The organism is Pseudomonas sp. P1_A1 (assembly GCF_056406935.1).
In genome coordinates this window covers 94,866-115,516 of sequence record NZ_JBFTZE010000015.1, presented here as the reverse complement: position 1 = coordinate 115,516, position 20,651 = coordinate 94,866, and the positions used below count along the sequence as shown (strand labels likewise).

General features: G+C 59.8%; 16 protein-coding genes. 6 read left to right on the top strand and 10 right to left on the bottom strand.

The window, feature by feature from the left end; translation table 11 throughout:
- The first annotated feature begins 5 nt into the window (after positions 1-5).
- The 5 genes from AC1D2Q_RS21420 (at position 6) to cobA (ending at position 8,332) form a co-directional block, all read left to right on the top strand.
- A complete protein-coding gene (locus AC1D2Q_RS21420) occupies positions 6-1,676 on the top strand; it encodes a bifunctional protein-serine/threonine kinase/phosphatase (RefSeq protein ID WP_477814460.1) in 1,671 nt (556 codons plus the stop codon).
- Positions 1,677-2,063: 387 nt separating this feature from the next.
- On the top strand, positions 2,064-4,517 hold the full coding sequence (gene nirB, locus AC1D2Q_RS21415) for a nitrite reductase large subunit NirB (RefSeq protein ID WP_007940642.1): 2,454 nt from the start codon (positions 2,064-2,066) through the stop codon (positions 4,515-4,517).
- Positions 4,514-4,831, top strand: coding sequence for a nitrite reductase small subunit NirD (gene nirD / locus AC1D2Q_RS21410; RefSeq protein WP_008146292.1), 318 nt, complete (start codon positions 4,514-4,516; stop codon positions 4,829-4,831). The genes nirB and nirD overlap by 4 nt, the downstream gene beginning before the upstream one ends.
- Positions 4,831-7,548 carry a nitrate reductase gene (locus tag AC1D2Q_RS21405; RefSeq protein ID WP_477814459.1) on the top strand — a complete coding sequence of 906 codons (2,718 nt, stop codon included), beginning with the start codon at positions 4,831-4,833 and terminating at the stop codon, positions 7,546-7,548. Before nirD ends, AC1D2Q_RS21405 begins: the two co-directional genes overlap by 1 nt.
- A 10-nt stretch (positions 7,549-7,558) precedes the next feature.
- The gene (cobA, locus tag AC1D2Q_RS21400; RefSeq protein ID WP_477814458.1) at positions 7,559-8,332 is read left to right on the top strand and encodes a uroporphyrinogen-III C-methyltransferase; all 774 of its coding nucleotides are present in this window, start codon (positions 7,559-7,561) and stop codon (positions 8,330-8,332) included.
- Between the two features lie 113 nt (positions 8,333-8,445).
- Here the strand turns inward: cobA and AC1D2Q_RS21395 are convergent, their stop codons facing one another.
- The 8 genes from AC1D2Q_RS21395 to ppsA form a co-directional block, all read right to left on the bottom strand.
- Positions 8,446-9,477, bottom strand: a complete 1,032-nt coding sequence (locus AC1D2Q_RS21395) for an OmpA family protein (protein WP_477814457.1) — start codon at positions 9,475-9,477, stop codon at positions 8,446-8,448.
- Positions 9,478-9,584: 107 nt separating this feature from the next.
- The gene (gene sigX / locus AC1D2Q_RS21390; RefSeq protein WP_017337463.1) at positions 9,585-10,175 is read right to left on the bottom strand and encodes an RNA polymerase sigma factor SigX; all 591 of its coding nucleotides are present in this window, start codon (positions 10,173-10,175) and stop codon (positions 9,585-9,587) included.
- Positions 10,176-10,261: 86 nt separating this feature from the next.
- Positions 10,262-11,086, bottom strand: a complete 825-nt coding sequence (locus AC1D2Q_RS21385) for a mechanosensitive ion channel family protein (protein WP_007940637.1) — start codon at positions 11,084-11,086, stop codon at positions 10,262-10,264.
- A gap of 2 nt (positions 11,087-11,088) precedes the next feature.
- Entirely contained in the window at positions 11,089-11,337 is a 249-nt protein-coding gene (locus AC1D2Q_RS21380) for a hypothetical protein (protein WP_007940635.1), read from the bottom strand.
- A 63-nt stretch (positions 11,338-11,400) separates the two neighbouring features.
- Complete coding sequence (locus tag AC1D2Q_RS21375; protein ID WP_477814456.1) at positions 11,401-12,396, bottom strand: zinc transporter ZntB; 996 nt, start codon at positions 12,394-12,396, stop codon at positions 11,401-11,403.
- A gap of 37 nt (positions 12,397-12,433) precedes the next feature.
- On the bottom strand, positions 12,434-12,925 hold the full coding sequence (rraA, locus tag AC1D2Q_RS21370) for a ribonuclease E activity regulator RraA (RefSeq protein WP_018925259.1): 492 nt from the start codon (positions 12,923-12,925) through the stop codon (positions 12,434-12,436).
- 192 nt (positions 12,926-13,117) lie between these two features.
- Positions 13,118-14,107, bottom strand: coding sequence for an alpha/beta fold hydrolase (locus AC1D2Q_RS21365; RefSeq protein WP_477814455.1), 990 nt, complete (start codon positions 14,105-14,107; stop codon positions 13,118-13,120).
- Between the two features lie 251 nt (positions 14,108-14,358).
- On the bottom strand, positions 14,359-16,734 hold the full coding sequence (gene ppsA / locus AC1D2Q_RS21360; protein WP_477814454.1) for a phosphoenolpyruvate synthase: 2,376 nt from the start codon (positions 16,732-16,734) through the stop codon (positions 14,359-14,361).
- Between the two features lie 174 nt (positions 16,735-16,908).
- Between ppsA and ppsR the strand changes: the two genes are divergently transcribed.
- A complete protein-coding gene (gene ppsR, locus AC1D2Q_RS21355; RefSeq protein WP_477814453.1) occupies positions 16,909-17,727 on the top strand; it encodes a posphoenolpyruvate synthetase regulatory kinase/phosphorylase PpsR in 819 nt (272 codons plus the stop codon).
- 98 nt (positions 17,728-17,825) lie between these two features.
- Here the strand turns inward: ppsR and prpD are convergent, their stop codons facing one another.
- The gene (gene prpD, locus AC1D2Q_RS21350; protein ID WP_477814452.1) at positions 17,826-19,310 is read right to left on the bottom strand and encodes a 2-methylcitrate dehydratase; all 1,485 of its coding nucleotides are present in this window, start codon (positions 19,308-19,310) and stop codon (positions 17,826-17,828) included.
- 139 nt (positions 19,311-19,449) lie between these two features.
- Positions 19,450-20,640 (bottom strand): 2-methylaconitate cis-trans isomerase PrpF, encoded by a 1,191-nt coding sequence (gene prpF, locus AC1D2Q_RS21345; protein ID WP_477814451.1) that lies wholly within the window; start codon positions 20,638-20,640, stop codon positions 19,450-19,452.
- Positions 20,641-20,651: the final 11 nt, after the last annotated feature.

Sequence of the window (20,651 nt, the reverse complement as noted above, 5' to 3'; positions counted from 1 at the left end):
GCTGAATGAGCCTGCAACTGAGTTTTGCCGAAGCCAGCGCCATCGGGCCTCGCGAAGAGAACCAGGACGCTCTGCGCCTGGTCACTCCGGCCCCGGCACTGGCGGCGAGCAAGGGTTACCTGTTCGCCATCGCCGACGGCGTCAGCCAATGCGCCGATGGCGGTCTCGCGGCCCGTTCGACCTTGCAGGCTTTGGCGCTGGATTATTACGCCACACCGGAAACCTGGGGTGTCGCCCAGGCGCTGGATCGTCTGCTACTGGCACAAAACCGCTGGTTGCAGGCCAACGGCGGCGGGCAACCGCTACTGACCACGGTCAGTGCCCTGGTGATGCGCGGCAGGCGTTTCACTTTGGCGCATGTCGGCGATTGCCGGGTTTATCGCTGGCACGCCGACACGCTGCAACGGGTGAGCGAGGATCACGTCTGGGACCAGCCGGGCATGCAGCATGTGCTCAAGCGGGCTCTGGGGCTGGATCAACATCTGGTGCTGGATTTTCTGGACGGTGAACTGCGCCTGAACGAGAGTTTCGTGCTGCTCAGCGACGGCATCTGGGCCGTGCTGGGCGACACCGCCATCGCGGCGATTCTGCGCGATCAACCTGACCTCAACAGTGCCGCGCAGACCCTGGTCAGCGCCGCGCACCTGGCCGGAAGCCAGGACAATGCCAGCGCCCTGCTGGTGCGGGTCGATGCCCTTGGCGAAACCAGCATTGGCGATGCACTGATTCATCTGCAGCAATGGCCACTCCCGCCTGCACTGAAACCGGGCCAGACCTTCGAAGGCTGGCAGGTCGAAGGGATCCTCGGCCAGAGCCAGCAATCGCTGCTCTACCGGGTACGCGATGCACAACAACAGCGCTGGCTGCTGAAAACATTGCCCAGCGCGCTGCGTGACGATCACCAGGCCGGGCAGGCATTGTTGTCGGAGGAATGGTTTCTCAAGCGTGTAGCCGGTCGGCACTTCCCTGAAGTCCATGCCGCCAGTCAGCGTCAGCATTTATACTACGTGATGCGTGAATATTCCGGGTCGACCCTGACGGAGCTGCATGAGCGCGTCACAACGCTGCCACTGGCGCAATGGCAGGACCTGGCCGAACGCTTGCTGCGGGCTGTCGGCATTCTGCATCGACGGCAGATTTTGCACCGCGATATCAAACCGGAGAACCTGCTGCTGGGGGACGACGGCGAGTTGCGTCTACTGGATTTCGGCCTCGCCTACTGTCCGGGACTGTCCGAAGATCAAGCCTTCGCCCTGCCTGGAACGCCCAGCTATATCGCGCCGGAAGCCTTTCGCGGCGACTCGCCGACGCCACAACAGGATCTGTATGCCGTCGGCGTGACCTTGTATTACCTGCTCACCGGGCATTATCCCTACGGCGAAATCGAAGCGTTCCAGCGCCCACGGTTTGGCGTGCCGGTCAGCGCCAGTCGCTATCGGCCCGACCTGCCGGAATGGATCGCGCAGAGTCTGGAGCGCGCGGTGGCGGTAGCCCCGGATCAACGCTTTGAAACGGCCGAAGAATGGTTGCTAGTGCTGGAACAAGGGGAGCGACGCAGTTTGAGCGTGCGCCCCAGACCGTTGCTGGAGCGCGAGCCGTTGAAGGTCTGGCGGACGTTGGCGCTGGTGTCGTTGCTGGTGAATCTGGTGCTGCTGTTTTTGCTGTTTCACGGTTAAAAGATCAAAAGATCGCAGCCTGCGGCAACTCCTACGGGTGCCCACGATCTCCTGCAGGAGCTGGCGAAGCCTGCGATCTTTTGATCTTTTTCTGCTTCAAAACCGGGCACTACGCCTTGAACCGGTGCACGCCACCCCTCTACTCCCACGGTGAGACCCCATAAATCCGGCCCTTGCGAGACTTGGCACAACCACTGCATTACCTTTCCCAACAGACATAAAGCCCGGCCTTCAACGTAGAAGGCTGCGCTGCCCGAGAGAACGGGACAAGGACAAAGGCGTCCTCGCTAGTTAGCTAGCGGGACGCCTTTTTTTGTTTGCGCAAAATTTTGTCGAGCAAGGCCTGAATGCCCTGATGAGGCAGGCCCGAGCTCCCCGGAGAACCTGATGAAAAAACTAAAACTGGTGATGATCGGCAACGGCATGGCCGGGGTTCGTACCCTGGAAGAACTGCTCAAGCTGAGTAATGAGCTGTACGACATCACGGTCTTCGGCGCCGAACCGCATACCAACTACAACCGCATCCTGCTGTCCCCCGTACTGGCTGGCGAACAGACATTCGAAGAGATCGTGCTCAACGATCTGGACTGGTACCTGGAAAACAACATCAAGCTGCTGCTCAACCGCAAAGTGGTTGAGATCGACCGGGTCAAACGCCGGGTCATCGCCGAAGACGGTACCGAGGCTGAATACGACCGCCTGCTGATTGCCACCGGCTCGACCCCGTTCATCCTGCCGATCCCCGGCAATACCTTGCAGGGCGTGATCGGCTATCGCGACATTGCCGACACCCAGGTGATGATCGACACCGCCAAGACCCACAAGCACGCCGTGGTCATCGGTGGCGGCCTGCTGGGCCTTGAAGCCGCCAATGGCCTGATGCTGCGGGGCATGCACGTCACCGTGGTGCACATCGGCGAATGGCTGCTGGAGCGCCAACTGGACAAAACCAGCGGCCAACTCCTGCAAACCGCCCTGGAAGCCCGCGGCCTGCATTTCCGCCTGTGCGAACAGACCCAGGCCCTGCACGACGCAGGCAATGGCCGGGTCGGCTCGGTGCAGTTCAAGAACGGCGACATCATCCCCGCCGACCTGGTGGTAATGGCCGCCGGCATTCGCCCCAACACCGAACTGGCGGAAAAAGCCGGCATCCCTTGCAGCCGCGGGATTCTGGTCAACGACACAATGCAAACCTACGACCCTCGTGTGTACGCCATCGGTGAATGCGCCAGCCACCGCGGCACCGCCTACGGCCTGGTCGCACCGCTGTTCGAACAAGCCAAGGTGTGCGCCAACCACCTCGCCCAACTGGGCTTCGCCACTTACAAGGGCTCGGTGACGTCGACCAAATTGAAAGTCACCGGCATCGACCTGTTCTCCGCCGGCGACTTCATGGGCGGCGAAGGCACCGAGACCATCACCCTCTCCGACCCGATCGGCGGGGTGTACAAAAAACTGGTGATCAAGGATGACGTGCTGGTCGGCGCCTGCCTGTACGGCGATACGGCAGACGGCGGCTGGTATTTCCGGCAGATCCGTGAGAACCATGCCATCGGCGAGATCCGCGATCACCTGATGTTTGGCGAAAATGCTTTAGGCGATGTAGGACATCAAGGCCAGGACAAAGCCATGAGCATGGCCGACACCGCCGAAGTCTGCGGCTGTAACGGCGTGTGCAAAGGCACCATCGTCAAAGCCATTCAGGAACACGGGCTGTTCAGCGTCGACGACGTGAAGAAACACACCAAGGCCGCCAGCTCCTGCGGCTCTTGTGCCGGCCTCGTCGAACAGATCCTGATCAACACCGTGGGCGGTGCGGCAGACGTCAAACCGAAAAGCGAAAAAGCCATCTGCGGGTGCAGCGACCTCAACCACGGGCAAATCCGCCAGGCCATCCGCGACCAGCATCTGCTGACCATCGCCGGCACCATGAGCTACCTGAACTGGCGCACGCCGAACGGCTGCGCCACCTGCCGCCCGGCGCTCAACTACTACCTGATTTCCACCTGGCCCGGCGAAGCCAAGGACGATCCGCAATCGCGCCTGATCAACGAACGCGCCCACGCCAACATTCAGAAAGACGGCACTTACTCTGTCGTCCCGCGGATGTGGGGCGGTGTGACCAATCCTTCAGAACTGCGGCGCATCGCCGACGTGGCCGACAAGTACAACGTGCCGATGGTCAAGGTCACCGGCGGCCAACGCATCGACTTGCTGGGGATCAAAAAGCAAGACTTGCCGGGCGTCTGGAAAGACCTGGACATGCCGTCCGGCCACGCCTACGGCAAATCCATCCGCACCGTGAAAACCTGTGTCGGCAGTGAGTTCTGCCGCTTCGGCACCCAGAATTCCACGCAACTGGGCATCGAGCTCGAACATGACCTGTTCAATATGTGGTCGCCGCACAAAGTGAAACTGGCTGTATCCGGTTGCCCACGCAACTGCTCGGAAGCGGGGATCAAGGACGTCGGAATTATCGGCGTGGATTCCGGCTGGGAGATGTACATCGGTGGCAACGGCGGGATCAAGACCGAAGTCGCAGAATTCTTCGTCAAGCTGAAAACCGCTGAAGAAGTGCGCGAATACAACGGCGCTTTCCTGCAGCTGTACCGTGAAGAAGCCTTCTACCTCGAGCGCACCGTGCATTACCTGCAGCGGGTTGGCATGGAACACATCAAGAAAGCCGTGCTGGAAGACCCGGTACGACGCAAGGCACTCAACGAACGCCTGCAATTCTCCCTGTCGTTCGAACAGGACCCGTGGAAGGAACGCCTCGAACAGCCACTGCTGAAAAAAGAATTCGAGGTCATTCCCGTGAAGAACCTGGAGGTGTCGGTATGAACTGGCTGGATATCTGCGCACTGGAAGAGATCAATGCCCTCGGCTCGCGAATCATCGCCGGCCCGAAAGGCGACATCGCGATTTTTCGTACGAGCGACGATGAGGTTTTCGCCCTCGACGACCGTTGCCCACACAAGGGCGGGCCGCTGTCCCAGGGTTTGATCTACGGCAAACGGGTCGCCTGCCCGCTGCACAACTGGCAGATCGATCTGGAAACCGGCGAGGCCCAGGCTCCCGATATCGGCTGCGCCCACCATCACTCGGCACGGGTCGAGAATGGCCGGGTGTTGCTGGCCCTGCGGGAAGCAAGCTGATGGACCGTCAAATCACCGCCTCCACCTGCTGCTATTGCGGGGTCGGCTGCGGCGTGCTGATCGAGCACGACGGCGAGCGCATTCTCGGCGTCAGCGGCGATCCGGCGCACCCGGCCAACTTCGGCAAATTGTGCAGTAAAGGTTCGACCTTGCATCTGACCGGCGACCTGACGGCCCGCGCCTTGTACCCGCAACTGCGCCTGGGCAAGGGCCTGGCACGCAGCCGCACCGATTGGGACAGCGCCCTCGATCACGCCGCCAGCGTCTTCGCCCAAACCATCGCCGAACACGGCCCGGACAGCGTCGCGTTCTACATCTCCGGGCAATTACTGACCGAGGATTACTACGCCTTCAACAAACTGGCGCGGGCGCTGGTGGGCACCAACAACATCGACAGCAATTCACGGCTGTGCATGTCTTCAGCGGTGGTCGGCTACAAGCGCAGCCTCGGCGCCGATGCTCCGCCCTGCAACTACGAAGACCTGGAACTGAGCGACTGCGTGATGATCGTCGGCAGTAACATGGCCTACGCCCACCCGATCCTGTTTCGTCGCCTGGAAGAAGCCAAATCCCGCCGTCCGCAGATGAAAGTCATCGTCATCGACCCACGGCGCACCGACACCTGCGATCTGGCTGACCTGCACCTGGCGATTCTGCCCGGTACCGATGTCGCCTTGTTCCATGGGATTTTGCACTTGCTGCTGTGGGAAGACTGGATCGACCGCGACTTCATCAAGGCCCATACCGAAGGCCTGGCAGAGCTGAAAAACCTGGTGCGCGATTACACCCCGACAATGGTTTCGCAACTCTGTGGCATCAGCGTCGAGCAACTGCAGCAATGCGCGCAATGGGTCGGCACTTCACCGAGCTTCCTGTCGCTGTGGTGCATGGGGCTCAATCAGTCCACCGCCGGCAGCGCGAAGAACAGCGCGCTGATCAACCTGCACCTGGCCACCGGGCAAATCGGCCGGCCCGGTGCAGGACCTTTCTCGCTGACCGGTCAGCCTAATGCCATGGGCGGTCGGGAAACCGGCAGTTTGTCGAACCTGCTGCCAGGCCATCGTGAAGCGGCCAACGCCGAACACCGCGCGCAAGTGGCCGCCTACTGGGGCGTCGATCAACTGCCCGAAAACACCGGGCTAACCGCCATCGAACTGTTCGAGCAGATGCGCAGCGGCAAGATCAAAGCCCTGTGGATCGCCTGCACCAACCCTGCCCAGTCAATGCCGGACCAGACCGCTGTGCGCGAGGCACTGCAAGCCTGCCCGTTCGTGGTGCTGCAGGAAGCCTTCCGCACCACCGAAACCGCCGCGTTCGCCGACCTGCTGCTGCCCGCTGCCAGTTGGGGTGAAAAGGACGGCACGGTTACCAACTCCGAGCGGCGCATTTCCCACGTCCGCCGAGCCATCGGCGCACCCGGTGAAGCACGGCCCGACTGGGCAATCACCGTGGATTTCGCACAGCGCCTGGAAAAACATCTGCGTCCTGGAGCCTCCAGCCTGTTTACCTTTGAAACCCCGGCACAGGTCTTCGACGAATACAAACAACTGACTCGCGGCCGCGACCTCGACCTGTCAGGGATCAGTCATGAGTTGATCGACCAGCTCGGACCGCAGCAATGGCCCTTCCCCGCCGGAGCCCGCGAGGGCACGGCGCGGTTGTACCTCGACGGGGTTTTCCCGACCGCCAACGGGCGTGCGCAGTTCGTGGCCGACCCCTATCGCGCCGCCAAGGAACAACGCGATGCCCGCTTCCCGCTGACCTTGATCACCGGCCGCCTGCGCGATCAATGGCACGGCATGAGCCGCACCGGCACCGCCGCGCAGCTGTTCGGCCATGTCAGCGAAGCCGTGTTGAGCCTGCACCCGGATGAACTGCGTCGGCATCGCCTGCAACCTGGCGACCTGATCAATCTGAAAAGTCGCCGGGGCGCGGTGATCCTGCCGGTCAGCAGCGACGACAGCGTACGTCCGGGCCAGGCTTTCCTGCCGATGCATTGGGGCGACCGTTTTCTCAAGGGCGGTGTGAATACCCTCACCCTTCCCGCCTTCGATCCGTTGTCGAAGCAACCGGAACTCAAACACAGCGGCGTGCGACTCGAGCCTGTGAATTTGCCCTGGCAGCTTTTCGCCCTGATCGAAGGCGATGTTCAACAGCATCTGGAGACGTTGCGACCACTCTGCGAGGCGTTTTCCTACGCCAGCCTCAGCCTGGCTGGCCGTGAGCGCCCTGCGCTGCTGATACGCGCCGCCAGCACCACCGCGCCAGAGCCGCAGTTGTTGCGTGATATCGATCAGTGCCTGGGGCTCAACGACGGCCCGGTATTGGCCTACGACGATCCCCGGCGTTCGATCGGTAAACGGGTACGTATCGAGAACGGCCGGATCACCGCGATTCGCCTGGCCGGTGAAACGCTCGCCCAGCACTGGCTGCAAAGCCTGTGGCTCGAAGGTCGCGCCGACGAACAGCTGCGCCGTTGGCTGCTGGCACCGTTGAGTGCGCCACCAGGCAACGCTGGCGCCCCGGCATCCGGCAGCAAGACCCTGTGCAACTGCATGAACGTCAGCCAGAACGCAGTCTGCGCCGGCATCAGCCGAGGCCTGGACTTGCAGGGTTTGAAACAAGAATTGGGCTGCGGTACGCAATGCGGTTCCTGCGTCCCGGAAATCAAGCGTTTACTGGCCGCCGCTGCGCAGCCAGTCGCCGTCACCTCGTGAGGAAAACACTATGAGCGCAAAAGTCTGGCTGGTGGGTGCGGGTCCCGGCGATCCGGAATTGCTGACCCTCAAGGCGGTTCGCGCGTTGCGCGAAGCGGACGTGGTGTTGATCGACGATCTGGTCAATCCTGCGGTGTTGGAGCATTGCCCGAATGCGCGGATTATCCCTGTGGGCAAGCGCGGCGGCTGTCGCTCCACGCCTCAAGCCTTCATTCATCGCCTGATGCTGCGTTATACCCGCCACGGCAAATGCGTGGTGCGGCTCAAGGGTGGCGATCCGTGCATTTTCGGACGCGGCGGTGAAGAGGCGCAGTGGTTGCGTGAGCGTGGCGTCGAGGTTGAGCTGGTCAATGGCATTACCGCTGGCCTTGCCGGCGCGACCCAATGTGATATTCCCCTGACGCTGCGGGGAGTCGCCCGTGGCGTGACACTGGTCACGGCCCACACTCAGGATGACAGTAGCCTGAACTGGCAGGCCCTGGCTCAAGGCGGCACCACGTTGGTGGTCTATATGGGCGTGGCGAAACTCAGTGAAATCCGCGAGCAACTGCTGGCCGGTGGAATGGCAGCCAATACACCCGTGGCGATGATCGAAAATGCTTCGCTGCCGCACCAACGGGAATGCCGGAGCGACCTGACAGCGATGGAAGACGATGCCCTCAGCTTCCAGTTGAAAAGCCCGGCGATCCTGGTGATCGGTGCTGTGGCGGCCTGCGATGAGATCAAAAGATCGCAGCCTGCGGCAGCTCCTACCGTGGAGCGATGCATCGGCGCGGTCCTGTAGGAGCCGCCGAAGGCTGCGAGCTTTTGGCAGCAGCGCAAAATCAACTCTGAAACCCAAATCGCAGACAAAGAAAAGCCCGGCCTAAGCCGGGCTTTTCTTGAGCTGCGAGCTAATTACTTAGCGTTAGCTTCAACCTTCGCTTCTACGCGACGGTTTACAGCACGGCCAGCTTCAGTAGCGTTGTCAGCAACTGGGCGGGATTCGCCGTAGCCAACAGACTGAACGCGGGACGACTGAACACCGTACTGGTTGGTCAGAACTTGCTTAACGGCGTTTGCACGACGCTCGGACAGTTTCTGGTTGTAAGCGTCAGGACCGACGGAGTCAGTGTGACCTTCAACAACAGTAGTGGTGGATGGGTACTGCTTCATGAAGTCAGCCAGGTTCTTGATGTCGCCGTAGCTGTTAGGCTTGACTACCGACTTGTTGAAGTCGAATTTCACGTCCAGCTCAACACGAACAACTTCAGCAACTGCCGGGCAGCCATCAGCGTCAACAGTTACGTTGGCTGGGGTGTCTGGGCACTTGTCAACGTTGTCGCAAACGCCATCGTTGTCGCTGTCGGAGCAAACTTCAGCCGGTGCTGGAACTGGAGCAGCAGCAGGCTTGGAGCCGCCACCGAAGTTCACACCGATACCGACGCTAGGAGCCCACTCGGTGTCGCCCTGGTCGATGTTGTACTGAGCTTCAACGCCGGCACGGGCGTAGAAGTTCTCGGTGAAGTACAGCTTGGCACCGCCGCCAACGTTGGCGAAAGTGGAGCGGTTACGACCCGAACCGTTCTGGCCAATGCTCTGGTCCGAGAAACCGGCAGAAACGTATGGACGGATCATGTCGCCTGGGTTGTTGAAGTGGTACAGAGCGTCCAGAGCGGTATCAGCGCCCTTTACGTTGCGACCATCATCTGCACGTACGTTGTGCACTTCGTCGTAGGCCAGACGCAGTTCTACGTCGTCGGTCAGGAAGTAACCAACCGAGCCGCCGAACAGGTTGCCGTTGTTCTTGAAGTTACGATCGCTGTCGTACTGTTCTTTCTTGGCGAAGCCTTCGATTTCAACTGCGCCTTGGCCTTGTGCCAGCGCGCCGAACGAAGTAGCGGCAATAAGAGAACCAATGGCAAAGCCCAAGGTGTTTTTCAGTTTCATCCGTTAAATCCCCATCTGGTGATTGTGAAGCAGTCCCGCAAACCGGGGGACAACTCGGCGGCAAGTCTATCAGAACTTGCCTACACGTAAGAGATATTTGCGCCAAACTAAGTTTCGGCAATGCCTGCAAATTTCTCACGCAATTTGTCCAGAGCGCGTTTGTACCGCATTTTTGTCGCACTCAAACCCATGTGCATGATGTCTGCGATCTCCTGAAACTCCAGCTCTGCGACAAAACGTAGCACCAGAATTTCACGGTCAATCGGGTTCACATACACCAGCCAGCGATCAAGTCCACCCTTTTCCTCGGGTTTCGGCGCCTTTTCTTCAGACGCTTCCTCGAGGGGGTCCAGACTCAAAGCGTCCATCAAGCGACGCTTTCGCCGTTCTTTCCGATACTGCGTGATGCATTCGTTGTACGTGATGCTGTAGAGCCACGTTTTGAACTTCGATTTCCCCTCGAAGTTCTTCAGGCCGTACAGCACCTTCAACATCACTTCCTGACAGACATCATCTGCGTCACGATCGTTCCCCAGATATCGTGCACAAACGTTAAATAATGTTCGCTGGTAACGCCGCATCAGTTCTTCATAGGCGCGCGTTACGTGAAACAGCTCGGTATGCGAGCGCGCGACCAACTCCTCATCAGAGAGCTCGCGGGGGTCGTAGCGCGTGGAGAGCGATTGAGCTTTATTCAAAACAAGTCGGGCCGACAGTCAGGTCAATGTCCGCCGCAACCCCTCAGGGCATTTTGCGGCGGCATACATTAGCAGGATTTGCCGGGTTAGCGGCTACTCACATGCTGCTCCAGGAGAATCCGATTCGAGAGAGAGACTAGCTCACCCTCGTCGGTCAGCACCGTGGTTTTCACCGTGCCGATCTCTTCGATCTGCCCTTCGACCTCGCCAACACGCACTTGTTGCCCAACCTGATACAACTCACGCACATAGATTCCCGCAAGAATCTGACCGGCAATTTCCCGGCTTCCCAACCCCATGGCCAGCGCAACCGCCAGACCAACGGTAATCAAGACGATCACAATCACGTGGTTGAGCAGGTCTGTCTTGACCTCCAACTGGCTGATCGCAACCGAAATACTGATGATGATCACCAGGCCCTGGGCAATCCGCCCCAGTCCCGCAGCGTAATCCAGCCCTACGCCTTCTGCCGCGCCACGCACCAGCCCATTGGCCAGTTGCGCCAGCAAGACACCCACCAGCAGCACCAGCGCCGCGCCGAATACTTTCGGAACATACAGCGCCAGCATGTCCAGCGTAGCCGAAACTCGTTCAAGTCCAAGGGATTCTGCGGCAGAAACGAGAAAAATCAGCAGGACGAACCAGTAAACAATTTTGCCGATCAGCGTCGAAATAGGCACCTGGAGGCCGGCGCGGGACAGCAATTTGGTCAGTCCGGTGCCGCCCATCAAGCGATCGAGACCCAATTTGGCGAGCAATTTTGAGAGCAGCGTGTCCAGCAGCTTGGCCACGACAAAACCCAGCAGCAGCACAACCAGTGCGCCGAACAGGTTCGGAATGAAGTTCGCAACTTTGGTCCACAACGCAGTCATTGCAGTGACGAGGCTCTGAGTCCAGAGATCAAGTTCCATATTCAATCAGCCTTATCAGCAGTGCGAGCGGTAGGTTTACGCAGACGAGAAACCGGCGCGACATGGGCCGATCCGTTATTCAGGGCGATCATCAGCGCGGGCAGCCAACGGCCCAGCAGGCTGAACAGATCGCCGGCACCGACCTGGCGGTTGGCGGTTTTGAGCACGCGACCCAGGCAGGCATCGTCGTCACGACTGGACGGCGAAGCTTTGAGCATGTCACGCAAAGACTGTTCAAACGGATCGTGCATACGCACCTCTCGTGATATCTGTGAAAGACGCGGTCAAATTTGCTCGGGTCACATGGCTCATCGTCAGACCCAGCGCAAACGTCGGAATAACCACCACTGCCCCAGCGCCACCAAGATCATCGACAGGCAGGCGATCAGGAAGCCGTAGGGGCTGGCAGAGAACGGAATACCGCCGACGTTGATGCCCAAAAGACCGGTCAGAAAACTCATCGGCAAAAAGATCCCGGTGATGATCCCGAAGCGGTACATCGTGCGGTTCATGCGCACGCTCAAACGCCGGTCTTCAGCGTCCAGGACCAGCCCCACGCGCTCCCGGGTCAATTCCAGCTCCTCGAGGTAACGGGTCAGGCTGTTGTTCAATTCGTTCCAGTAATCGCCATCGTCTTCGCAGAACCACGGCAGTTTTATCCGCGTCAGCTGACCGAAAATATCCCGCTGCGGCGCCAGAAAACGCTTCAGTCCAGCGGCCCTGCGGCGGATCTGCAAAACAGCCCCATGCTCAGGTGTATACCGTTCGTCGGCATCCAGCTTTTCTTCTTCCTCATCGACAACTTCCGAGAGGTCGCTGACCAGATTCTGCACTTTATGGGTGAGGTATTGCGCCATATACAGGATCAGCTCGGAAGCGGATCTCGGCCCTTTGCCGTCGGCCAGTTGCACCAACAACTCTTCGGTGGCGCGCAACGGCCGCAAACGCAGGGAAATCACCCGCTGGGCCGAACCGAAGATCCGCACCGAGACCATGTCTTCCGGCTCCGCGCCCGGGTTCAGGTTGACCCCGCGCAGAAACAGCAGCAGTTCAGAGTCCGGCAGCGGCAAAAGACGCGGTCGGGTGTTCTCTTCCAGCAACAAGTCGCAACTAAATTCACTCAGCCCGCTGGATTTGCGCAGCCAGGTCTGGGTTTGCGGGTGACTGCGATCCCAGTGCAGCCACAGGCTTTCATGGGCCTGCAGCTGCAAGTCATCGAGTTCAGTCCGGGCTATCGAACGCGCACCGCCTTTACCGTCCAGCACCAGGGCATGCACCAGCCCCCACTGCGCGTTTTCTTCCTCGAACATCCTCACCCCTATTCTTGAAACAAAAAGCCGGCAGCGCTTATTCAGGCATTTTCAGCGGGCTTGGCGAGATGATCACGCCGTTGTTATCCGCATAAACGTAGTGGCCCGGGTGAAAGGTCACGCCCGCGAAGGTCACGGCAACGTTGAGATCGCCAACACCGCGCCTGTCGGTTTTCATCGGGTGACTGGCCAGGGCCTGAACCCCCAGATCGGTTTGTGCGATGACGTCGACGTCGCGGATGCAACCGTAGATCACCAGCCCTTCCCAACCGTTGTTCGCGGCTTTCTCGGCCAGCATGTCGCCCAACAGCGCGCGGCGCAGGGAACCGCCACCGTCGACCACCAGCACCTTGCCGTTGCCCTTGAGCTCGACTTGCTCCTTGACCCGCGAGTTATCTTCGAAACATTTGATGGTCACGATTTCGCCGCCGAAAGAATCACGGCCGCCGAAATTGCTGAACATCGGTTCCAGCACCTGCACCAGCTCCGGATAGGCGTCGCACAGGTCAGGCGTAAGGTAATGGTTCATCGAGAAACTCCTGCAACAAGGAAGACAATCGAGTATGCAGCATACTCGGGCCAAGGCTGGACGGTTGCAAATCGCTCCGCTCGCACGAACACAGCGACCGCATCAGTCACTCAAAGTGACCAGAACCACTCAATGCGTCACATATTAGCCGCAAGCCGACCAGAGAGAAATGCCCTTGTTAGAGCATCAGGCTCAAATCGCTGCGGCCAAATCCGGCTTTTCACCCAGTAAAGGCGTCTGTTGATCCGCCAGCCAGCGAGCCACCAACGGCCAGACTTCAGCCTGCGCAGCCTTGCTGACCAGCATTTCCACGTGACCGAAATTATCGCCAAAGCCTTGCTCGCGGCCAAGGGTGATGAACTGCTTGTGCTCGGAGCCGACTTGATCGAACAGCTTATGGCAAGCCCAGGTCGGGTCCTGATGATCGCCCGCGGCACTCACGGCCAGCACCGGCAATTGCACCTCAGCCAAACCCGCCCACCAGTCTTTGTCGGCATCGCCGAAACGACCGAACAGCCCGTACCAGCGCATGCTTTCCAGGGCCAGGCCAATCGGCTCGTCCTCCGGGCCGCGCTTGAGCCGTGAGCCCGACAGTTGGGCAAAACGCTTGAGAATGAAGCGCCCGCTCCATTCCACCGGTGGAAACTTCAACGGCCAGTAAGTACGGCTGACCTGCGTGCCGAAAAACGCCGCGGAAGCCACGGCGGGCTCGCCCAGGTACTGGCCGCCCAACGCCGCGGCTAGGGTAATGCCGCCCAACGAATGACCGATCCAGTGCGGGATCTGGCCGCTTTGCTCGCGCACGAACGCGCCAATGGCCGGCAAATCGTAACGCGCATAGTCGGCGACGCTGTTCTGGCGATAGTTCTGGTTGCGCTGAGACAGGCCGTGACCGCGCATTTCCGGAATCCACACATCGAATCCCAGACGCGTCAGGTAAGCGCCCAGGCCCAAACCTTTGGGAGAGAACCAGAACCGCCGATTGGAAAAGCTGCCGTGCAGCAGAATCACCGGCACGCCACGCACCGCCGGCTCATCGGCCATGCCCAGGCGCGTCACAGCCAGTTCGACGGTGCCGTCGGGGCTGTTGCCGGGTTTCAAACGATAGACGTCTTCGCTCAGATCGCCGCGCCGCTCGGCGCTGATCAGGGCGACAGGAAATAGGTTGCTGCTACTTTGCATATGCTCTTGCACAAAAAAGGGCGGCATCCAGAGGAGCCCGCCCACGAGTCCTATCTCGGCAATAACTGTTCAATTTTGACAGCGTCTTTTGCTGGCATGCTGCGTTGCCGTTCCTCCCCATAGCAAGCTATGACTCGTCACGGCGCCTTGCCTGCCAGCAAAATCCACACGTCAAAATTGAACGCATTGCCGAGATAGGACACAGAATCTCTGAAAGGGCCGATCACAGATCGGCCCTTTCACTCACACCATCAGGCCGAAGCCTGACCTTCAGCCAGGAAGAACCAGGTTTCCAGTACGGAATCGGGGTTCAGCGAAACGCTTTCGATGCCCTGCTCCATCAGCCACTTGGCCAGGTCCGGGTGGTCCGAAGGGCCCTGACCGCAGATGCCGATGTACTTGCCCGCCTTGTTGCACGCGGCAATGGCGTTACCCAGCAGTTTCTTGACCGCAGGATTTCGCTCGTCGAACAGGTGAGCAATGATCCCGGAGTCACGATCCAGGCCCAGGGTGAGTTGGGTCAGGTCGTTGGAACCAATGGAGAAGCCGTCGAAGAACTCGAGGAACTCTTCAGCCAGGATCGCGTTGGACGGCAGTTCGCACATCATGATCACGCGCAGACCGTTGTCGCCACGGGCCAGACCGTTTTCAGCCAGCAGATCGACCACTTGACTCGCTTCGCCCAGGGTACGAACGAACGGCACCATGATTTCAACGTTGGTCAGGCCCATCTCGTTACGCACGCGCTTGAGGGCGCGGCATTCGAGTTCGAAGCAGTCACGGAACGATTCGCTGATGTAACGCGAAGCGCCACGGAAGCCCAGCATCGGGTTTTCTTCTTCCGGCTCGTAGAGTTTGCCGCCGATCAGGTTCGCGTATTCGTTGGACTTGAAGTCCGACAGACGCACGATGACCTTTTTCGGCCAGAACGCTGCCGCCAGGGTGCTGATGCCTTCGACCAGTTTGTCGACATAGAAGCCGACCGGGTCGTTGTAACCGGCAATGCGCTTGTCGACGCTGTCCTTGATTTCCTGCGGCAGGCCGCCGTAGTTCAACAGCGCCTTGGGGTGCACGCCGATCATGCGGTTGATGATGAATTCCAGACGGGCCAGGCCCACACCGGCGTTCGGCAGTTGCGCGAAGTCGAAGGCGCGGTCCGGGTTGCCGACGTTCATCATGATCTTGAACGGCAGCTCCGGCATGGCATCCACGGAGTTTTTCTTGATGTCGAAGCCCAGTTCGCCTTCGAAGATGTAACCGGTGTCGCCTTCAGCGCAGGAAACGGTCACGCCCTGGCCGTCTTTCAACAGCTGGGTGGCGTTGCCGCAACCGACCACGGCCGGGATGCCCAGCTCGCGAGCGATGATCGCCGCGTGGCAGGTACGGCCGCCACGGTTGGTGACGATGGCGCTGGCGCGCTTCATGACCGGTTCCCAGTCCGGGTCGGTCATGTCGGAAACCAGAACGTCGCCCGGCTGGACTTTGTCCATCTCGGACACGTCCTTGATGATCCGCACCTTGCCGGCGCCGATGCGCTGGCCGATGGCACGACCTTCCACCAGCACGGTGCCGGTTTCTTTCAACAGGTAACGTTCCATGACGTTGGCCTGGGTACGGCTCTTCACGGTTTCCGGACGAGCCTGCACGATGTAGAGCTTGCCGTCGTCGCCGTCTTTGGCCCATTCGATGTCCATCGGGCACTGGTAATGCTTCTCGATGATCATCGCTTGTTTGGCCAACTCGCTGACTTCGGCGTCGGTCAGGCAGAAACGTGCGCGATCGGCCTTGTCCACGTCGATGGTCTTGACCGATTTACCGGCGCGGGCTTCGTCGCCGTAGATCATCTTGATGGCTTTGCTGCCCAGGTTGCGGCGCAGGATGGCCGGGCGACCGGCTTCCAGCGTGCCTTTGTGGACGTAGAACTCATCCGGGTTCACCGCGCCTTGTACGACGGTTTCACCCAGGCCGTAGGCGCCGGTGATGAACACCACGTCACGGAAGCCCGATTCGGTATCGAGGGTGAACATCACGCCGGCGGTGCCGGTTTCGGAGCGGACCATGCGCTGCACGCCGGCCGACAGGGCCACCAGCTTGTGGTCGAAGCCCTGGTGGACGCGGTAGGAAATAGCGCGGTCGTTGAACAGCGAGGCGAACACCTCTTTGGCGGCACGAATGACGTTCTCGACACCACGGATGTTCAGGAAGGTTTCCTGCTGACCGGCGAAGGAAGCGTCCGGCAGGTCTTCGGCGGTAGCGGAAGAGCGCACGGCCACGGCCATGTCAGGGTTGCCGGCCGACAGCGTGGCGAACGCGGTACGGATCTCGGCGTTGAGCTTCTCGGGGAACTCGGCTTCCATGATCCATTGACGGATCTGGGCGCCGGTCTTGGCCAGGGCGTTTACATCATCGACGTCCAGGGCGTCGAGGGCGGCATGGATCTGATCGTTCAAACCGCTCAGTTCCAGAAAATCACGATAAGCCTGAGCTGTCGTGGCAAAGCCACCGGGCACCGATACACCGGCACCTGCAAGGTTACTGATCATCTCGCCCAGGGATGCGTTCTTGCCCCCCACATGCTCTACATCATGGACGCCGAGCTTATCGAGGGAAACTACGTACTCTACCAAGGTGATCTCTCCACTAACTGTGTTGGAAAAGCTCAGAAGCCGGCGACTCGGGGGAGCCTTTGCCGGCTGTATGGCCTGGACCTGGAAAATAAGTGAGAATGCGGGCCATTGGCGGCCGACAAATCGCGTCTACTATATCCAAGAATCGTCACTAGCTTAAGGCCCAAGGTGCAAATGAAACGATCTGCTTTCTTTATCTCCGATGGCACCGGCATTACCGCCGAAACCCTCGGCCAAAGCCTGCTGGCGCAGTTCGAAAACATTACCTTCAGCAAAATCATACGACCGTACATCGACAACGCTGATAAAGCGCGGGCAATGGTACAACAAATCAACAAAGCCGCCGAAAACGATGGTTTTCGTCCGATTATTTTCGACACCATTGTCAATCAGGACATTCGTGAGATTCTCGCAACGTCGAATGGTTTCATGATCGACATTTTCTCGACCTTCCTGGCGCCCCTTGAACAGGAGCTGACCGAGCATTCTTCCTACACCGTCGGCAAATCCCACTCCATCGGCCATAACTCCAATTACATGGAGCGCATCGAGGCGGTGAACTTCGCCCTCGACAATGACGATGGCGCCCGTACGCACTATTACGACAAAGCTGACCTGATACTAGTAGGCGTGTCGCGATGCGGCAAAACACCGACGTGTTTGTACATGGCCATGCAATTCGGCATCCGCGCAGCCAACTATCCGCTGACCGAAGACGACATGGAGCGCCTGCAACTGCCGACCGCCCTGCGCGCCCATCAGCACAAGCTGTTCGGCCTGACCATCGACCCGGACCGCCTCACCGCGATCCGCAACGAGCGCAAGCCCAATAGCCGCTATTCGAGCTACGCACAGTGCGAATTCGAAGTGCGCGAGGTGGAGAATCTGTTCCGACGCGAGAACATTCCCCACATCAACTCCACGCATTTCTCGGTGGAAGAGATTTCGGCGAAGATTCTGGTGGAGAAAGGTGTGGAGCGGCGCTTTAAGTAGGAGCTGCCGCAGGCTGCGATCTTTTGACTTGGCTTTTAAAGCAAGATCAAAAGATCGCAGCCTGCGGCAGCTCCTACGGAGTTCCGTGTACACCCGGCTCASATAACAAACAACTCCACAAACCGGTTAACCGGCGTTGCCTCAAGCGCTGCCTGATCCTTGCACAGCGCAAAGATCTCGGCACTTCGCAGAGCCGTGAAGCGCGTCGCCAGGTTGGCCTTGAACTTGTCTTCCAGCAACGGAATGCCATCCGCACGGCGCCGGCGATGACCAATCGGGTACTCCACCACCACGTTTTCGGTGCTGGAACCGTCCTTGAAGAACACCTGCAGTGCATTGGCGATGGAGCGTTTGTCCGGCTCCAGGTATTCGCAGGTGAAGCGCGGGTCTTCGACGACGACCATTTTGTCGCGCAGCACATCAATGATCGGATGCACAGCGTGGAAGTCATCCTCATATTGCTCCGCCACCAGATTGCCGAACACCAAGGGTACGGCGGTCATGTACTGGAGGCAGTGATCGCGGTCCGCGGCGTTGGCCAGCGGGCCGACCTTGGAGATGATGCGAATCGCTGACTCGTGGGTGGTGATGACAATTTTGTCGATTTCGTGCAGGCGATTCCTGACCAATGGATGCAGGGTGACGGCGGCCTCGCAGGCCGTTTGCGCGTGGAACTCGGCGGGAAAGCTGATCTTGAACAGCACGTTTTCCATCACGTAGCTGCCGAACGGCCGGGAAAAACTGAAAGCGCGTTTGCCTTCAGGCTTGAGCCCCAGGTCGTTGTTGGTGTGGCTGAACAGCACGTCGTAGAACCCCCATTGTTTGGCGGTCAGTACGCCGGGGATGCCCATCTCACCGCGCATCGCAATGTCCGCCAGACGCACGCCCCGACTGGTCGCATCCCCTGCCGCCCAGGATTTACGCGACCCGGCGTTCGGCGCATGCCGGTAAGTGCGCAGCGCCTGGCCGTCGGCAAAGGCATGGGACAACGCCGACAGCAGTTGCTCGCGATTGGCGCCCATGAGTTTGGCAGTGACGGCGGTCGAGGCGACTTTCACCAGAATCACGTGATCGAGACCGACGCGGTTGAACGAATTTTCCAGGGCGATCACGCCTTGAATCTCGTGCGCCATGATCATGGCTTCCAGCACGGCGCGAATGGTCAACGGGGCGTCGCCATTGGCCAGGCGCTTTTGCGACAGGTGGTCGGCCACCGCGAGAATGCCGCCGAGGTTATCGGACGGATGGCCCCATTCGGCGGCGAGCCAGGTGTCGTTGTAATCGAGCCAGCGCACGATGCAACCGATGTCCCAAGCGGCCTTGACCGGGTCGAGACGATAGCTGGTGCCAGGCACGCGGGCGCCGAAAGGAACGACAGTGCCTTCGACGATGGGGCCCAGGTGTTTGGTGCATTCGGGGAAACGCAGCGCCAGCAAGCCGCAGCCGAGGGTGTCCATCAGGCAATTGCGGGCAGTATCAAGCGCCTCGGGCGACTGGATGTTGAAATTGAGGACGTAGTCGGCGATGTCCTGCAGGACCGTGTCGTAGTCGGGGCGGGTGTTCAGGTCGACGTTGGCGCTCATGTTCGATTCACTCTTGAAGTGGTTCGTTGATGGGACCTCGGTTCAGGGTAGTCTCAGTCGGTACAACACTCTTGTTTTGGAAATGCATCACCTATGGGAGCGGCGCTCCCACAGGGATTTGTGTATGCCTGGATTGAGGTTAGAAACAATCCCCCGGCACCCGGACATAACCTTCCATCAACACCCGCGCACTGCGGCTCATGATGGCTTTTTTCACCGTCCACTCACCGTTGACCTTTGCGGCCTCGGCGCCCACGCGCAAGGTGCCGGACGGATGGCCGAAGCGCACGGCGTTGCGTTCGATACCGCCCGCCGCCAGATTGACCAGCGTGCCGGAAATCGCCGCCGCCGTGCCGATGGCTACCGCCGCCGTGCCCATCATGGCGTGGTGCAGCTTGCCCATGGACAACGCGCGCACCAGCAGGTCGATGTCGGTGGCTGCGATCTTCTTGCCGCTGGATGCAATGTAATCCGCAGGTGGGGCAACGAACGCGACCTTCGGTGTGTGCTGGCGCTTGGCGGCTTCATCCAGGTGCTGAATCAACCCCATGCGCAGCGCACCGTAAGCGCGGATGGTTTCGAACATTGCCAAAGCCTCCAGGTCACTGTTGATCGCGCCCTGCAGCTCGGTGCCGGTGTAGCCGATGTCTTCGGCGTTGATGAATATGGTCGGGATGCCAGCGTTGATCAGGGTAGCCTTGAGCGTGCCGACACCTGGCACTTCAAGGTCGTCCACCAGATTGCCGGTGGGGAACATCGAGCCACCGCCACCCTCTTCTTCCGCCGCCGGATCCATGAATTCGAGCTGCACTTCAGCGGCCGGAAAGGTCACGCCATCGAGTTCGAAATCACCGGTTTCCTGCACCTCGCCATTGGTGATCGGCACATGGGCGATGATGGTCTTGCCGATGTTGGCCTGCCACACGCGCACCACCGCCACACCGTTGTGCGGAATGCGGCTGGCATCCACCAGGCCATTGCTGATGGCGAACGAACCGACCGCCGCCGACAGGTTGCCGCAGTTACCGCTCCAGTCGACGAAGGGCTTGTCGATGGCGACCTGACCGAACAGGTAATCGACGTCGTGATCGGCCTTGATGCTTTTTGACAGGATCACGGTTTTGCTGGTGCTGGATGTCGCGCCGCCCATGCCGTCGATTTGCTTTTCATACGGATCGGGGCTGCCGATCACGCGCAGCAACAAGGCATCGCGGGCGGTGCCTGGCATCTGCGCCGCTTCGGGTAAATCCTTGAGGCTGAAGAACACGCCTTTGCTGGTGCCGCCGCGCATGTAGGTGGCAGGGATTTTTATCTGAGATGCGTGAGCCATATTGATCCTGT

Coding starts and splice junctions, on each gene's coding strand:
- AC1D2Q_RS21420 (WP_477814460.1), top strand. CDS start 6: ATGAGCCTGCAACTGAGTTTTGCCGAAGCCAGCGCCATCGGGCCTCGC.
- nirB (WP_007940642.1), top strand. CDS start 2,064: ATGAAAAAACTAAAACTGGTGATGATCGGCAACGGCATGGCCGGGGTT.
- nirD (WP_008146292.1), top strand. CDS start 4,514: ATGAACTGGCTGGATATCTGCGCACTGGAAGAGATCAATGCCCTCGGC.
- AC1D2Q_RS21405 (WP_477814459.1), top strand. CDS start 4,831: ATGGACCGTCAAATCACCGCCTCCACCTGCTGCTATTGCGGGGTCGGC.
- cobA (WP_477814458.1), top strand. CDS start 7,559: ATGAGCGCAAAAGTCTGGCTGGTGGGTGCGGGTCCCGGCGATCCGGAA.
- AC1D2Q_RS21395 (WP_477814457.1), bottom strand. CDS start 9,477: ATGAAACTGAAAAACACCTTGGGCTTTGCCATTGGTTCTCTTATTGCC.
- AC1D2Q_RS21385 (WP_007940637.1), bottom strand. CDS start 11,086: ATGGAACTTGATCTCTGGACTCAGAGCCTCGTCACTGCAATGACTGCG.
- AC1D2Q_RS21380 (WP_007940635.1), bottom strand. CDS start 11,337: ATGCACGATCCGTTTGAACAGTCTTTGCGTGACATGCTCAAAGCTTCG.
- AC1D2Q_RS21375 (WP_477814456.1), bottom strand. CDS start 12,396: ATGTTCGAGGAAGAAAACGCGCAGTGGGGGCTGGTGCATGCCCTGGTG.
- rraA (WP_018925259.1), bottom strand. CDS start 12,925: ATGAACCATTACCTTACGCCTGACCTGTGCGACGCCTATCCGGAGCTG.
- AC1D2Q_RS21365 (WP_477814455.1), bottom strand. CDS start 14,107: ATGCAAAGTAGCAGCAACCTATTTCCTGTCGCCCTGATCAGCGCCGAG.
- ppsR (WP_477814453.1), top strand. CDS start 16,909: ATGAAACGATCTGCTTTCTTTATCTCCGATGGCACCGGCATTACCGCC.
- prpF (WP_477814451.1), bottom strand. CDS start 20,640: ATGGCTCACGCATCTCAGATAAAAATCCCTGCCACCTACATGCGCGGC.